This window comes from Enterobacter sp. 2VL (assembly GCF_005503595.1).
In the GTDB taxonomy this organism is placed as follows: Bacteria; Pseudomonadota; Gammaproteobacteria; order Enterobacterales; family Enterobacteriaceae; genus Enterobacter; species Enterobacter cancerogenus.
In genome coordinates, this window is sequence record NZ_SCNE01000002.1 from 159,277 (window position 1) to 174,381 (window position 15,105).

The 15,105-nt window shown below is 54.4% G+C and carries 15 protein-coding genes; 2 read left to right on the forward strand and 13 right to left on the reverse strand.

Features of this window, described 5'->3' with window-relative positions; translation table 11 throughout:
- Window positions 1-16 precede the first annotated feature (16 nt).
- Together FFS28_RS05150 and FFS28_RS05155 are read left to right on the forward strand one after the other, a co-directional pair.
- On the forward strand, window positions 17-724 hold the full coding sequence (locus tag FFS28_RS05150; RefSeq protein ID WP_137848967.1) for a hypothetical protein: 708 nt from the start codon (window positions 17-19) through the stop codon (window positions 722-724).
- A 204-nt stretch (window positions 725-928) separates the two neighbouring features.
- Window positions 929-1,408 carry an Hcp family type VI secretion system effector gene (locus FFS28_RS05155; protein ID WP_137848968.1) on the forward strand — a complete coding sequence of 160 codons (480 nt, stop codon included), beginning with the start codon at window positions 929-931 and terminating at the stop codon, window positions 1,406-1,408.
- 36 nt (window positions 1,409-1,444) lie between these two features.
- Here FFS28_RS05155 and FFS28_RS05160 read toward each other — a convergent pair whose 3' ends face one another.
- The 13 genes from FFS28_RS05160 to gspE all read right to left on the reverse strand — a co-directional run bounded on the left by FFS28_RS05160 (window position 1,445) and on the right by gspE (window position 15,097).
- A complete protein-coding gene (locus FFS28_RS05160; RefSeq protein ID WP_137848969.1) occupies window positions 1,445-3,307 on the reverse strand; it encodes a glycoside hydrolase family 19 protein in 1,863 nt (620 codons plus the stop codon).
- A 141-nt stretch (window positions 3,308-3,448) separates the two neighbouring features.
- Window positions 3,449-3,895, reverse strand: a complete 447-nt coding sequence (gene iagB, locus FFS28_RS05165; protein ID WP_137848970.1) for a type III secretion system invasion protein IagB — start codon at window positions 3,893-3,895, stop codon at window positions 3,449-3,451.
- Between the two features lie 133 nt (window positions 3,896-4,028).
- The gene (locus FFS28_RS05170) at window positions 4,029-6,746 is read right to left on the reverse strand and encodes a glycosyl hydrolase family 18 protein (RefSeq protein ID WP_137848971.1); all 2,718 of its coding nucleotides are present in this window, start codon (window positions 6,744-6,746) and stop codon (window positions 4,029-4,031) included.
- A gap of 241 nt (window positions 6,747-6,987) precedes the next feature.
- On the reverse strand, window positions 6,988-7,785 hold the full coding sequence (locus FFS28_RS05175) for a prepilin peptidase (RefSeq protein ID WP_137848972.1): 798 nt from the start codon (window positions 7,783-7,785) through the stop codon (window positions 6,988-6,990).
- Window positions 7,782-8,267 carry a type II secretion system protein M gene (locus FFS28_RS05180; RefSeq protein ID WP_006174356.1) on the reverse strand — a complete coding sequence of 162 codons (486 nt, stop codon included), beginning with the start codon at window positions 8,265-8,267 and terminating at the stop codon, window positions 7,782-7,784. The genes FFS28_RS05175 and FFS28_RS05180 overlap by 4 nt, the downstream gene beginning before the upstream one ends.
- Window positions 8,264-9,403, reverse strand: a complete 1,140-nt coding sequence (gspL, locus tag FFS28_RS05185; RefSeq protein WP_137848973.1) for a type II secretion system protein GspL — start codon at window positions 9,401-9,403, stop codon at window positions 8,264-8,266. The genes FFS28_RS05180 and gspL overlap by 4 nt, the downstream gene beginning before the upstream one ends.
- A 15-nt stretch (window positions 9,404-9,418) precedes the next feature.
- Window positions 9,419-10,429, reverse strand: coding sequence for a type II secretion system minor pseudopilin GspK (gspK, locus tag FFS28_RS05190; protein WP_088207592.1), 1,011 nt, complete (start codon window positions 10,427-10,429; stop codon window positions 9,419-9,421).
- Window positions 10,426-11,103, reverse strand: coding sequence for a type II secretion system minor pseudopilin GspJ (gene gspJ / locus FFS28_RS05195; protein ID WP_137848974.1), 678 nt, complete (start codon window positions 11,101-11,103; stop codon window positions 10,426-10,428). The genes gspK and gspJ overlap by 4 nt, the downstream gene beginning before the upstream one ends.
- Window positions 11,100-11,480 carry a type II secretion system minor pseudopilin GspI gene (gspI, locus tag FFS28_RS05200; RefSeq protein ID WP_137848975.1) on the reverse strand — a complete coding sequence of 127 codons (381 nt, stop codon included), beginning with the start codon at window positions 11,478-11,480 and terminating at the stop codon, window positions 11,100-11,102. Before gspI ends, gspJ begins: the two co-directional genes overlap by 4 nt.
- The gene (gene gspH, locus FFS28_RS05205) at window positions 11,473-11,958 is read right to left on the reverse strand and encodes a type II secretion system minor pseudopilin GspH (protein WP_137848976.1); all 486 of its coding nucleotides are present in this window, start codon (window positions 11,956-11,958) and stop codon (window positions 11,473-11,475) included. Before gspH ends, gspI begins: the two co-directional genes overlap by 8 nt.
- Window positions 11,958-12,407: a type II secretion system major pseudopilin GspG gene (gene gspG / locus FFS28_RS05210; RefSeq protein ID WP_006174342.1), complete on the reverse strand. Its 450-nt coding sequence runs from the start codon at window positions 12,405-12,407 to the stop codon at window positions 11,958-11,960. Before gspG ends, gspH begins: the two co-directional genes overlap by 1 nt.
- Before the next feature lie 3 nt (window positions 12,408-12,410).
- Window positions 12,411-13,619 (reverse strand): type II secretion system inner membrane protein GspF, encoded by a 1,209-nt coding sequence (gspF, locus tag FFS28_RS05215; protein ID WP_006174341.1) that lies wholly within the window; start codon window positions 13,617-13,619, stop codon window positions 12,411-12,413.
- The gene (gene gspE / locus FFS28_RS05220; protein ID WP_101737970.1) at window positions 13,619-15,097 is read right to left on the reverse strand and encodes a type II secretion system ATPase GspE; all 1,479 of its coding nucleotides are present in this window, start codon (window positions 15,095-15,097) and stop codon (window positions 13,619-13,621) included. The genes gspF and gspE overlap by 1 nt, the downstream gene beginning before the upstream one ends.
- Window positions 15,098-15,105 lie beyond the last annotated feature (8 nt).

Below are 15,105 nucleotides of genomic sequence, written 5' to 3' on the forward strand. Positions count from 1 at the left end.
ATTCCAGGAGCGCAGTATGTATTATAGTGACGATATTATAAATAAAATTGGGTCAGACAAAGATTTGGCTATCAGATTAGATAAAGCAATGTCTGGTGTCAAAGATGGCTTTATTGATTATTTGGGTAATCTTGGTGATGGTGCAACAAGAGCACTTTATTACACTTCTTGCTTTACAGAAAATTATAAAGATGTTTGTAAACGGCTTGGAAATGAAGATAAGCGTTTTATGCTAGGTTTGTATGAACTTTATAAGCATAGAAATATAATTTTTAGGATGATATTAATTTATGTTCAAACGTTACTTAAGAATAAAGATGAAAGTGAACGAAACATTATTCTTAGAAAAGTTGTGCCGCCTACAACACACTATTCAGTTATGCAAACTTCAAGACTTGCACTAGTCTATTCTGTTGTAAGATATATTTGCTACGGGAGTAAAATCAATGGAGTAATACAAAGTGCATTGATGAAAAAAATTGGTGGCCTTACATCAGGGGGGTTAATAGCATTAAGCACATACGGTACGGTTCAACATGCTGCTGATAGTGCGCATAATTTAAAATATTTTCTGCCGCTGTACTATAATGCTCTTTACACTGAAAACCTTGAAATGATGTACTTTTTAATAGAGCCATTAGTCTTGGATGTTGGTTATATAAATATAAGCACAGCATCTAATGCTGAAATAATTAATGCATTAAAACGAATGGCTGGCCAATGAATAAGATATTAAAAGAAATATTTAGGCTTATCTTTGATGATTTAATACTACAATTGAAAACGTACTTAACGATTTTAGTTATAATTTTATTATCATATATACCTGTAAAGTATATTGATAATCCTGCCATTACTATTGGCGTAGTCGGAATTATAATTGTTATTGTTCTATATTTTTCATTTTTTTATGAGAGAAAAAAATAAAATGTCTATACCAGCACATATCTGGCTTACCGATGAAAATAATTCACCTTTAATTGGTGAATGCTTAATGCCGACACGATTGGGTTCCACTGAGCTTAAATCATTCAATCACTCCGTATGGATTCCTGCCGATCATAATACAGGGAAACTTACTGGAACACGACTTCATGTTCCTGTCACATTTGAAAAAGAAATTGATCGCCTCACACCAATTTTATTTCGGGGTTTATGCCAGGGTAGAATATTTAAAGAGGCGATAATCAAAATGTACAGGATTAATGACGCAGGGATAGAGGTGGAATACTTCAATATAACCCTGGAGAATGTGAAAATCACAAAGATTTCTCCCGTTTTATTTCCATTAGGGATCGCAGGTAAACATATGGAAGAAATTGAGATCCGTTATGAATCAATTGAATGGAAATACACCGACGGAAATATACTGTACAAGGATTCGTGGAACGAAAGAGTCACAGCGTAAAATTAAAAACGGCAACCCGAGGGTTGCCGTTTGTGATTACAGAGCCGTCCAGGCGTCGGACCATGCCAGGCCTGCACCTGGTTCATAGTACGTCGGAGAGTTGTTACACCAGCCGCTGTACGGGAACGGTTTGCACTGGAACAGTTTACCGTGGTTGTTCACGATATCCCCTTCCTTGTACTTATCGTTCGCGCTCCAGCCTGGGTAAGAACCGGACGTGCCTTCATCAGATGGCGTCGCCGCTTTCGCTTTCACGTTCAGCAGGTAAGACGTGGTGCTGCTCAGCTCACCGTCGCTCACGGTCAGGCTAACTTCATACTGCTTCGCCGTCGCCGCTTCTGGCGCAGTAAAGGTTACGACTGCTTTGTCGTCACCGGTCACGGTCTGGCCATCCTGGGAGCGCCAGGTGTAGGTCAGTTTGTTACCGTCTTCATCGGTGGACCCTTCCGCGCTCAGGGAAACCTGCGCACCGGCTTCTACCGCACCGATTGGGCCAGCAATCTGCGCGACAGGCGCGTGATTGACAACCGCCGGGGTGGTGTCTTCAGATGGCGTGGTATCGTCGGATGGCGCTGGCGTCACGTCTTCAGACGGCACTGGAGCAGGCGTCACATCTTCAGATGGCGTCGGCGTTGGTGATGGCGTCGGCGTTACGCTGCCATCAGCCGGGGTGCCGTCGTCGTTAACGATGTTAACTTTATAGAACTTCTGCACACACTTGGTGTAGTCGCCCGTTTTAAAGGCGCTGAACGGCGTCTGGTAGCCCACCAGCTGGCACGCGTAGGTTGAGCCGCTTGGCGTATCCGGGCTCCATCCCCAGTCCTGCTCCCAGTAGATTTTCAGCGCGCCGGAGCCGCCTTCATCGAACTGTTTCATGTTAGCGCAGCCCAGTACTTCGTTTTCCGGGACCGGCACTTTCAGGTAGTTGGCGAACTCTTTGTAGTATTTGATACGGTTCTGCGACTGGGCAATCTCAGTCGGGCCGCCACACTCAACGCCGCCGTTGATGATCTGCGTGGTCACGCCGAAGCCCGGCACCAGGCCGTTCGCTTTATCGTGATCGTTCGGCTGCCATGTTCCGTCGATAACCTGCAGCATGCTTGGTTTTGGCGGCTGTGGATAGGCGAAGAAGAAGATCGCACTCGCCAGGTTCAGCCAGGTGTCCGCCACCAGCTCAGGTTTGTCGAGCAGAGTACGCACGGTGCCGAACATGGATTCGGAGAACGGACCGTAGTTGTAGTTGTAAGACAGCTGCTTCGCGCCGCGGCCAAAGTAGCTCACGAAGTCGCCGTCTTTGTCTTTACCGCACGGCCAGGTCTGACCCTGCCAGACGTCCGGGTTACATTCGCCGTTATAGCCGCCCTTCTGCCCTTCGCTCCAGCCCATCTCACGCACGTAGACCAGCGCCTGACGCCATTCGGCTTCCGGACGCCAGCTTTCGTGACCGCCGGTTTCCTGCGCGAAGTGAGCAAACATGGTCGCCAGCTCTTTACGGCAGATGGCGTCGCTGTCGCGGCCATCATTGTAGGTATCGCACAGCGCCGGGAATTTACCCACGGCCTTCAGGAAGTTGCTGTAGCTATACTCTTTGGCGCGCAGTGGGAACAGGTATTCCCAGTCGCTCTCTTTGAGGATGCTTTCAACGCGCTTCACGTTAGCAGGGTTAGTGGCTTTACCCGGTTCAATCTGCTCCACCAGGCTGTTATCCAGGGTGCGGATGGTCGCTTTCACCGACTGCATCAGGGGAAAGTTGGTCAGTTCCTGCTCTTTTTTTGCCAGGTCGCTGGCTTTGATGGTATATGGCTCGCTGCTGGTTTCCTGCAGCATCGTTGCCTGAGCCATGAATGGAGCAATACATGCCCCAGCAACCAGTACGCTCAGTAATGTCCTTTTGGTCATCTTAAATAGTCCTGTTTATTTTCAGCAACAATGAGAATTACATTTCCGGCTTATGTATTAGTCCTTTAATAAATAAACCTGGAGATGCGGTCTTTTTCACTTTTTGAAACGCGCCTGACGGCACGCTTCAAAAAATAAAAATCAATCCTGATAATATCGGCTCGCTTTAATCTGCTGATATTTACGCCACACTTTATGGGCATAGATCATGCGCTGCGGATAGTTCTCTTTTTTAAGCCCGGCGTTATAAGCCCCAACGGCTTCCCAGTTATATCCGTAAATTTTGATCATGCCGGATAAAATGGATGCGCCGACCATAATCGAGGTACAAGGCTCAGCCATCAGGCGTCGCTCATCTATACCGCGGCGTTCAAGTTCACTAAAGTGCGAGCTGTTTATTTGCATCAACCCCACATCACGGGTTCCGTCATGATTTTTGCCGACGGCGTAGGGATTCATTCCCGATTCAACTTTTGCGATGGCGTATAATAAATAGGGATCGACGTGATAATGATGTGCAGCGGTATCCCAGCAGTTCGCAAATACACTTTGGCTAAAAATCATCAACAATAATATTAGGCGTTTCATTATTTCACTCGCTTGATATGTACTCTCTTCTCCTTGCGCGTACCTGCTGACTTTAAAGAACTGGCTGCACCCAACGCGGGAACAGCCAGTCATTGCGGGCGAACGTCACGCCCGCAACTTAAGGTTCAGAAGATTATTTGCAGTCTGCTGCTGCGCCTTCTTTCACCCATACATCGCTGTTGCCAGGCTTGTCGCCCTGCGTCCACCATTTAGCACGGTATACAGAACCCTGGTAGGTAGTGGTTTCGCCGCCGTTATAAACGACTTCTGCACGCCAGTTGAACTTCACGTTACTGACCAGTTCCCAGGCTTCTGAACCGAAGCCAGGTTTGTCGCCCTGAGTCCAGTACTTCGCTTTCCAGACCAGGTTGTCAGAACTGACGGTATCGCCGCCGTTGTACACGGTGCTTGCGCTCCATGCTGCATGTTTGCTGGCATTGGCATCAACAGGTGCATCACAGCTGCCGGTTGCGGAACCTTCATCTGCTGGCGTAGTGCCTTCATCAGATGGGGTCGTCCCTTCGTCAGCTGGCGTGGTGCCTTCGTCAGACGGGGTGGTGTCTTCATCCGCCGGAGCCGGAGCGGCTTTAGGCGTTACGGTTACCTGGACGTTTGACTGCACGCTGGTTTTGCCGTCAGAAACGACAACGCTCAGAGTGTAAGACGATTCAGAGCTCACTTCTGGCGCGGTGATGGTGGCGTTCGCGGTGTCGGTACCGGTCGCGTTCATATCAGCCGGAATGCTCCAGGAGTAGGTCAGTGCATCGCCGTCCGGATCCGCAGCCTGAGCGTGCAGGGACAGAGACTGGCCCGCTTCCAGGGTCACGTTTTCCATCTGGTTGATCACCGGTGCCTGGTTCGCTTTAGGCGCTTTGTTCACAACCTGAACGTCAGCAGTGCTGGTCAGGCCTTGCGGATCTTTCACCGTCAGGCGGAAGGCCATGGACTGGTTGCTGGTTACCGCAGGGACGTTAAAGGTCGCTTTCTTGCTAGTGCTGTTGGTCAGCGTGACCGTAGAACCAGAAATCTGCGTCCATTTGTAGGTCAGCGCATCGCCGTCCGGATCGGTGGAGGCAGAGCCGTCCAGCGTCACGGTTGCCGGGCCGGTCACGGTCACGTCAGACGCAGAAGCCACTGGCGCATGATTGGTCACCACAGGTTCATCGGAACCGGAAGAGCTGCCCAGCAGGCTTTCGTTCATGGCGTTCAGGATGTCGCCGTTGTCAGATTCGATGGACCATGCGAACAGGCCGCCGAGATCTTTGTTCAGGACATACTTACCTTTTGCGTTAACGGAACGCGCGTCATCGTACGTCACCAGCTCGCCGGTAGACTTGTTGAACAGGTATGGCGCTTCAGCGGTAGCATCGTATTTGTACTCCCAGCCTGGTTTGCCCTTCATGTCGTTCACGATGTTGCGGTAGTCAACGATGCCGTTTTCCCAGGTGCCTTTGATTGCGCCGGTTGCGGTACCGGTGAACGGATTATCGCCGGTGTAACCGTGAACGCCCGTCCAGCCGCGGCCATACATTGCCGCACCCACCACGATTTTGCCTGGCTGTACGCCCTGCGCCAGCATCGCTTTAACCGCGTTGTCGGTGGTGTACGCTGTGTCAGGCTTGTAGGACGGTGCATACAGCGCCGTCTGGTGGCCCAGGTCGGTGTTGCTCCACGCGCCGTAGAAGTCGTAGCTCATCAGGAAGATGTAGTCCATGTACTGCTGAGCAGCTTTGTAGTCTACGTCTTCAATTTTGTCCCAGCCGGAGCCGATAGCAGAGGTCAGCTCGTACTGACGACCGGTTTCAGCGGAGAGGCCGTTCAGCATCTGGCGCAGATCGTGCATCAGCAGGGTGTAGGTCTCTTTATCAACCTGTGGGTTGCCGAGGGTGGCGTTCTCACCGCCGCCGCCAGGGAATTCCCAGTCGATATCCACGCCGTCGTAGAATTTCCAGGTCTGCAGGAATTCTTTAACTGAGCCAACGAAGCGGTCACGCAGCACTTTGTCGTGCAGCTGATAGAACGGGTCAGAAAGCGTCCAGCCACCGATGGATGGCAGAATTTTCAGGCCCGGATGTGCTTTTTTCAGCGCCATCATCTGACCGTAGGTCCCTTTGTACGGGTCGTCCCAGTTGGTCACGCCTTTCTGTGGCATCTGCAGCGCAGCCCACGGATCGTGGATCGCCACGGTGTAGTCCTGACGGCCAGCACACGCGCGCTTCAGGGATTCCAGTGCGCCAGAGGAGGCTGCGCTGGCGTTGATGTTGTCGCCACACATTGGGATGAAGCCGTAAATGATGTGGTTCAGGTTATCAACCGGGATTTTATCAACCGGGAAACCGCGATCGTACACGCCCCACTCAGGGAAGTAGGCGGCAACCACTTTGTTAGTGTGGGTGGCGAAGGCTTTGTTGTTTTCCTGCAGCGTCGTGGTAAGCGGCAGCAGGTGGGCACCGTCGGTATCCGCAACGATGATCAACTTGCTGGCGCTTTTGGTGCAACCGCTGTCGTTGCAGAGTTCAACCTGCTCCTGATAACGGCCGCCTTTTTTCACTTTAAAGGTCGCAGAGCCTGCGGTGCTGCCTGCACCGGTCCAGACGGTTTTGCCGTCCAGCAGAACTTTCGCGGAGGTTGGCGCATCGCCGCTCCAGACGTTCCACTCAACTTTCACGTCTACGCCGTCTTTGTGGACTTTAAGCAGGCTGTTGTAGTCCTGTGCGGCCTGGTCGACTTCAACCAGCGCAAATTTGTCGTTGCCGCTGGTAAGAGACGGTGTGCCCGGAGCAGCTGCAAATACTGAGCTTGTTGCGGCAGCAACAAAGAGCGCCAGATATTTAGGCTTCAAAAATTTCATTTTTATTTCCTGATAAATTCATTCGTGAACGTAATTCACCATGTCTTCCTTAAAACATGGCATACTTTATTTACAACTAAACGACCCGTTACCAAAAACAATAATAATGTGCTGTATTCCTCCATAAAAAAACACAAGCCGCAATTCCGTGTAGCTTATGTTCTTTACGATACACATAAGGCAAAACAGATTCCTTCTGTTTGCTTATCGAAAAAGATTTAAAAAAAACTTGACCGTTTTTTTAGAAAGTGACAGAGAAAATTTGTCCTGCCATAACGGCAATGCCGGCAAACGCTAAATAAGGTCCGAAAGCAATTGTTTGGGTATTTTTATTCTGCGCAGCAAATACGAGATACCCAATAATACCGCTGAGCGCGGCCAGTAATTCAATTGTTGGCAGTGCCTGCCAGCCGCACCAGGTACCCAGCGCCGCCAGCAGCTTAAAGTCACCGTATCCCAGCCCTTCCCGGCCGGTCGTCAGACGAAACGCCCAGTACAGCAGCCACAGCGACAGATACCCCGCCACGGCGCCAAAGAGCGCATCACGCAGCGGCAGGCCCGTTCCGCAGGCATGGACCAGCAATCCGGCCCACAGCAGCGGCTGCGTCAGGCAGTCTGGCAACAGCTGATAGCGCCAGTCGATCATCGCTAACGGCAGCAAAAACGCCGCCATCAGCCAGAGTGAAAACAGGTCCTGAAGGCCAGGAACGGCCCAGGCGGTGGTGCCGAAAAAGAGTGCGGTAATCAGTTCAATCAAAAAGAGGCGCAGCGGGATGGGGCGTCGACACTGGCTGCATCGTCCGCGCAGCAGAAGCCAGCTTACCAGCGGAATGTTTTCCCAGGCCGCCAGGGCGTGCTGACAGTCCGGGCAGTGCGAGGCGGGAAAAAGCAAATTGCCGCTCCCGTCCTCCTCCAGCACCATCGCCGGGACGCGCTCGGCCACCACGCCGAGGAAACTCCCGACTATCGCGCCTAACGCGGTACTCATCGCCGCAAACCCAATCGGGTAAACCTCCCGGATTGGCAGGAGCGTCATCATGCGTTCTTTTTCCAGGTAAGCTGAATCTCTGCCCGCACGTCGCTAAGATGATCGACAGGTTTCAGCGTCATCTTTTCCAGCCGGACGCCGGAGGTCTGGTTGATTTCCCGCAGCCAGTTTTTTAGCTCATACACGTTCACCCGGGGCACCACAAACGCCAGCGACTGCCCATCCTGATGCAGCTCCGTCAGGGAGAGATCAATCTCATGCGCGCTGCTTTCAATTACGCTGCGGGGATTATTGGTTTTGATCTGCTGCACCTGAAGATGGTTTTTATCAATTTCAGTGCGCATCCAGTTCAGCGTTTCCTGCTGGCGCGCCAGCGTTGATCGGCTATTTTGAATAATATTATCCAACGGGGTAACTCCTGCATAATAAACCACGGCGCAGAACAGGGTTATCGCTCCGGCCTTAAATAATGTTTTTTCGCGAGCTGAATAGTTTTGATAACGTGATTTCAGCTGCGCAATTCGCTCTTTCATTTAAATTTCCCTGTTATCATGGCGGTGTACGGCGCATCCTTCGAAATAGGCTGTAAGGTAAAATCAAATTTCGTATTCGCCTGATTAATAAATTCCTGTAACGCTGGCTGGTTTTGCGCGCTGACGCTCAGCGTTAATGCCTCCTGATTGCTGTCATATTCCAGCAGGTCAATTTCCATCGCCGGGACTGTCTGCTTAATCTGCGCCAGCTCGTCGAGCTGCAGGAAGAATCCTTTGCGCTGCTTCTTAAGATTCTGACCAAAGTGGTACTTGATGTTGGTTTGCTGGCGCATGCTCGGGAAGTGGTGCTGATAAACCTCCACAATCTCCTGCTGCACGCGGTTTTCCTGCTGCACCAGCATCCATGCCATCCCCACCCGCGGGCCTAACAGCAGGCCGAGCGACAGAATGCCCATCACCACCATCGCTCTTCTGATGCTTTTTTCCACCTTCGCACTGGCGGCTGCGTCGCTGAACTCGCCGTGCAGAAGCGTGATGCGGCATTTCTCCCACTGGGGCTGGATCAGCACCAGCGGGTGCACCCAGGGCAGCGTGTCTGCGTCAACGCCGGCAGGGGCGTCGCCGTAACAGCAGACCGCCCCCTCGCCCGCTTTTTGCATCAGCAGCGAAATGAGGGTGGCATCCACCTCCGTTGCGGTATGGTCGCTAAGCCGCAGCCAGTAGTTATCGTCCAGCGAAACCAGCGTACTGCCGCCCGCTAAAACGGGCAGCAGCCAGGCATCCGGCAGCGCCTGGATCACCTGAAGCCCGGCGTCGCGGCAGCGGGTCAGCCAGTGACGCAGACGCGTGGCGTCTATCGCCACCGCATCCACTTCGCGCCCTTTTTTGTGCAGCACCGTCCAGTGGAGATTATCCACGTCACCAATCAGCGTCTCTTCCGCCATCCAGGAGAACGCCGTCGCCTGCGAGGCCATCTTCTTTGGCAGCGTAAAGTGGCGGAAGATCATGTCGCTGGCGGGCAGCAGCAGGCAGACGCGCGCCGCCAGAGGATGATCCGCCAGGGTGGCAAGCGCCTCCAGGCTGTCCAGAGTACCCACCTCCTGACTACCGGATCCGCACCACCATATTTTCCCGTCCTTGCGGCTGTCGGGACGAATAAAAAGCACCTGTTTCATAGAGTTCGACTTTGGTTATTCAATCATTCGGTAACGACGTTGCCACGTCACGATCTCACCGGCTTCGTTATTGACCTGAAGCTGGCTCACCACGCGAAGCGTTAGCTCGTCAGTGTTGCCGGTATAGTTGACGCGGAAATATCGGCTATTAATGGCTATCAGTTCAGCCACCTGGGGCAAATCATCTTTTAGCTGCGGAAAATTCTGTTCCAGCGCTTTGCTGAACGTTTCCATGCTTTCCCATCCCTCTTCCGGACGGGCCTCAATCAGACGCCGGGCCTCTTCTTCGGTTAATTTCCCGGGGAAGAGCGCCGCGACTACCGCAGCCCGCGCCGGATCAAGGGTGTTGATGTCCACTTTGGTGGCCGTATCCGGCAGCGCACAGAGTAGTTTGCTGACCTTTGGCCACGCGGCGGCAGGAAACGCCGGCAGCTGCTTTATTTCCGCAATGGTGCGCATCATCTGGTTTGCCGGTTGCCGGGCGGGTATCACCCCGGCCCAGGCGTCGCTCTCCGCGCCCTCTTTCATCGTGGTCGCGTCACCGTCGAGATAATCCACCAGCTGCTGATACACCTCTTCGGCGTTCGCCTGGCTTAAGCCGCTTTCGGTGAGGAGTTGCTCAAGGCTCTTCTCTCTGCGCGGTTTTTCCGGCACGGCGGCCGCATCCGTCGCGGCGGGGGTTTTCTCCGCCGCCAGCAGGGTATTGACGTTAAAGCAGTCCTGCGCGTCCTCGACCTGGCCCACCACGGTGTAGTCATCGCCCTGGGTTTCCAGCGGCTGATGCCAGTCACCGTCGGGTGCCAGCGCTTTACTTTCGCCGCTCGCATCGGTCTGCAAACGGTCTTTTATCTCTTTTTCCTGCGCCTGAATGGCCCAGCGGATCTGCTGCTGGCCCACCTGATAATGGGTTTTTTGCAGGTTGCGGCAGAACTGCTGGCTGATTTTGGCGGCGAGCGCCGACATCATCACCAGCAGGATCAGCACCACCAGCAGCGCGACCCCTTTCTGTTTAGCGATGCGATTCATGGTTTGCTCCCGGGCACAGGCTGTGGCGCGACCGGCGGCGTTGCGCCGTTTGCAGGAGCCTTGTCACCAGACGGAGCAGGCGTTTCGCCGCCCTCTTTTGGCGCGACTTGTGGCGCAGGCAAATCCCCCGGGGTAGTAAACACCCAGCGCCAGGTATCGCCATTCTCCATTGTCAGCGTCGCCTCCATGCCATCAGGCTGATGGCCTGCATCCGTCCAGCTTTTCAGCCAGCCGTTGCGATAGAAGCGCCACTCCAGGGATTTCACCTCGTTGACGATCGGCACCGCTTCCGGCTTGACGTCCGCCGGGCCGTCAATCGCGGGCCAGACGTCGCGATACAGTCGCCCCTCCTCCAGCCGCCAGCGCACGCGTTCCAGCTGAACCGTGCCGCTCACGCCGTTGAGCGTGGTCATCTCCAGGCCGTTATCATCCTGGCGAAACAGATCCGGCTCGTTGCGCGGCGCGCGCGCCTGAAGCTGAAAGAAGTCGCGCTCCATCAGGCTCCAGGCGCGCTGGAGCTGGTTAAGCTTTGCTGCGCTGGCGTCGGTCGCGGAGCTGGTCCGCATGGCACCGTCGAGAATTTGCCAGGCCAGCGTGCTGATCACCGCAAAGATGGTCAGGGCAATCATGATCTCCAGCAGGGTAAAACCGCGCTGGCGTCGCGTGTTGTTCACTTGATCTCTCCCGGCGGAATAATCTGCAGCGTGATGGCCGGCTGGCTTTCGTCGCCTTCGGCATAGACGCGGATCTCATTGGCCCACACGCCATCGGCCTTCTTGATACGCTGCTTGCGCCAGTCCCAGCTGCGCCCGCCCATGGTCTCGGTTCCCTGCTGTTCGGCATCGGGGAAATCGGATCGCGTGAGCTGCGCTTCCGCTAACTGGTTTTCCGCCACCCAGCTGGCCTGCAGCGTTTCGCCCAGACCCTGGGTGAAACGCACGTTAAGCGACACCGAATTCATCAGCGCCAGCGCGGCGGTAGAGAAGATGACCAGCGCGACCATCACCTCCAGCAGGGTCATCCCCTTTTGCGTTCTCTTGCCTTTAGTCATCGTTCTCTACCGATACCGGAGCGGCACCCTGCGACACCACGCGAAAGCGGTGCTGCTTGTCATAACTTTGCAGCGACAGCGTGAAGCGGCCAATCTCGCCGTCAGGTAAAAACACAATCTGCGGATCGGCATCGACAGTGGCAGCCAGCCGCTGCGGCGACAGAGAAACGTGCATCTCTTCGGGGAAATCACCTTTGGTCGTAATACGCCCTGCGGTTAACGGCACCCAGCGCTGTTCTGCGCTTTTAACGTCAAGCGTCACCAGCTGGTATTTATCCGCGGCAATCACTAACCCAACGATATTTCCATCCATCACCGCACGGTCAGAACCATAATCAACGAGGGCTTTTAACTGCTGGCCAAATATATCCGCACCGCTACGTGAAGGTATTGTCGACACCACCATCATGGCGCAACTGGCAAATATCACCAGCGCCAGAATAATTTCCAGCAGCGTAAACCCGCGTTGCTTATTCATTATTTCTCTTTTTTATCGAGAGACCAGTTAGTAATATCATCTGCGGTATTGGCTTCACCGTCAGGGCCTGCGGAAAATACGTCAACCGCGCCATGTTCGCCTGGGCTGACCATCAGATAGTCACTGCCCCACGGGTCCTGCGGCAGGCGGCGAATATAGCCGTCAGCGCGGTAGCCGTTCGGAATTGGCGCGATTTCAGGTTTGGTGACCAGCGCCTGCAGGCCCTGTTCGGTGGTCGGATAACGGTGGTTATCCAGCTTATACATATCCAGAGAGCCTTCGAGCGCGACAATATCGCTGGTCGCTTTTTGCGAGTCAGCTTTCTCTTTATTGCCCATTAAGTTCGGCACTACCATACTCGCCAGCACGCCGAGAATAACAATTACCACCATTAATTCGAGCAATGTGAAGCCCGCCTGGCGAGCCAGGTTTTTACGTTTTACAGCCATTATTTACCCTACCATGTTATTAAGTTGCAGAAGCGGTTGTAATATTGACAGCACAATGAATAAAACAATTGTCGCCATACTGACCACCAGCGCCGGTTCAAATACCGACAGTGTTAACGTAATTCGATGCTGCAGCGCCGACTCCTGGTTTTCCGCCGCGCGGTCCATCAAATTGCCTAATTCGCCGCTCTCCTCACCGGAGGCGATCATATACAGCATGGTCGGCGGAAAGAGCTTCGCCTGTTCCAGCGCGGCATACAGCGAGGCCCCCTGACGTACGGTATCCGCCGCCTGCTCCAGCACCTGCCGGGCATAGAGGTTTTCAATCCCGTCCATCGCGATATACATCCCTTCCAGCAGCGGGACGCTACTGGCCTGCAGGATGCTCAGCGTGCGGATATAGCGCGCGCTGTTAATGGCGCAGACCAGCTTTTTAATCGGCGAACCGTTAACCAGCCAGCTGTGCCAGCGAAAGCGATTTTTGACGTTTCTGACCCAGGCTTTGAAGCCGACAATTCCCCCGCCGATGCCGCCCGCGATATAAATACCGTAAGCCTGCAAAAAATCGCTCACCGCAATCAGCGTACGGGTGGTGATCGGCAGCTGCTGCTTCATGTGGGTGAACTGTTCGATCACCTGCGGCACCACCGCCACCAGCAGAATGCTGATCACCGCGATGGCGACCACCGTCAGGGTGATCGGGTAGACCATCGCCTGCGTCAGCTTGCTTTTCATCTTCTGACGCTGCTCGTTGTACTCGGCCAGCTTTTCCAGCACGTCGCCCAGGTGACCGGTTTTTTCACCGGCCATCACCAGGGTGCAGTAGAGCTTGTCGAAGGTGCGCGGGAACTGGCTGAATGCGTCAAACAGCGTATGCCCTTCCACCACCTTCTCGCGGATCTCCACCACCATCGCCGCCAGCTTTTTGTCTTCCGTCTGTTTGGAAATCGCTTTGAGCGCGCTCTCCAGCGGCAGCGCCGCGTTGACCAGCGTCGAAAGCTGACGGGTGAACATCGACAGCACCGGCGTGGAGAGCTTCGTCCCGGTTTTGGCTTTTCCGGCCACCGCCGCTTCGCGCGTTTCGCTGATGCTCACCGGCATCAGCTTTTGCTCACGTAGCCACTGGCGAACCTGCTTTTGCCCTTCCGCCTGCAGCGTGCCGCGCTGGCTTTTGCCCGCCGCGTCCGTAGCCGTCCATGCGTAGAAGGCCATCAGACGTCTCCCCCGCGTTCGGCGGTAACGCGCATCACCTCTTCAAGGGAGGTCACGCCGCTAATCACCTTCAGCAGCCCGTTTTCACGCAGGCTGTAGGCCTGCTTAAAGAGCTGCGTTTCGATGGACATTTCGTCTTTATCTTCGTGAATGGCGCGGCGCATCGGCGTATCGACAACCAGAAATTCGTGGATACCCGCGCGCCCCTGATAGCCGCTCTGGCGGCAATGTTCGCAGCCAACCGCACGATAAATCGCCTTCGGTGGCGTGGGCATAAAGCTGAACAGCGCCTTTTCATTGTCATCCAGCGGACTGGTGGTGCGACAGTGGGTACACAGCCGACGCACCAGACGCTGGGCAATGACACCGAGCAACGATGATCCAATTAAAAACGACTCCAGCCCCATGTCGCGCAGACGCGTAATCGCGCCCGCGGCGCTGTTGGTGTGCAGCGTAGACATGACCAGGTGACCGGTCAGTGACGCCTGCACCGCGATTTGCGCGGTTTCACCGTCACGGATTTCCCCGATCATCACCACGTCCGGGTCCTGGCGCAAAATGGCGCGCAGCCCGCGGGCAAAGGTCATGTCCACGCGCGGGTTAACCTGCGTCTGTCCCACCCCTTCCAGCTCATATTCAATCGGGTCTTCAACGGTCAGGATGTTGCGTTCATGGCCGTTCAGCGCCGACAGAATGGCGTACAGCGTGGTACTTTTACCGGAGCCTGTCGGCCCGGTGACCAGGATAATGCCGTGCGGGCGGTCGATCAGCCCTTTTAACTTTTCCAGCTCCTCATCAATCAGCCCGAGCTTGTTGATATCCGGCTTCAGGTTGCTTTTATCCAGCAAACGCATGACCACGCGCTCGCCGTACTGTGACGGAATGGTCGAGACACGCACGTCGATAGCCTTGCGGCCAATGCGCAGCGAAATACGGCCATCCTGCGGCAGGCGTTTTTCCGCAATATCGAGTTTGGACATGACTTTAATACGCGACACCAGCAGCGGCGCGAGCTTGCGCGCCGGTTGCAGCACCGGGCGCAGCACGCCGTCGACGCGAAAGCGGATGCTCAGGGTGCGCTCGAAGGTTTCGATATGAATATCCGAGGCACCTTCTTTCACCGCTTCACCGAGAATGGCGTTGATCAGGCGGATCACCGGCGAGTTTTCGTCGTTATCCAGCAGATCCTCGTTGTCGGGGATCTCCTCGGTTAACGCCATTAAGTCGATGTCGGCATCCATATCGTCAACCAGCTGCTGCGACACGCCGCTGCTCTGCTGCCAGATTTTCGCCAGCAGCTCCTCGAACGCGTCCGGCGTCAGGGTGACGGGAACAAAGGACCGCCCCAGCACCCGACGCATCTCAAGCAGCGCAAACGCAGGCGCATCGTCACGGACATAGACGTCATCGTTATAAAACAGCACGCCGTTGTCTTTTGCGTAGCTACTGCTGCACAGGGTTTTGCTCAGTTCGTCCACGTTGCGCC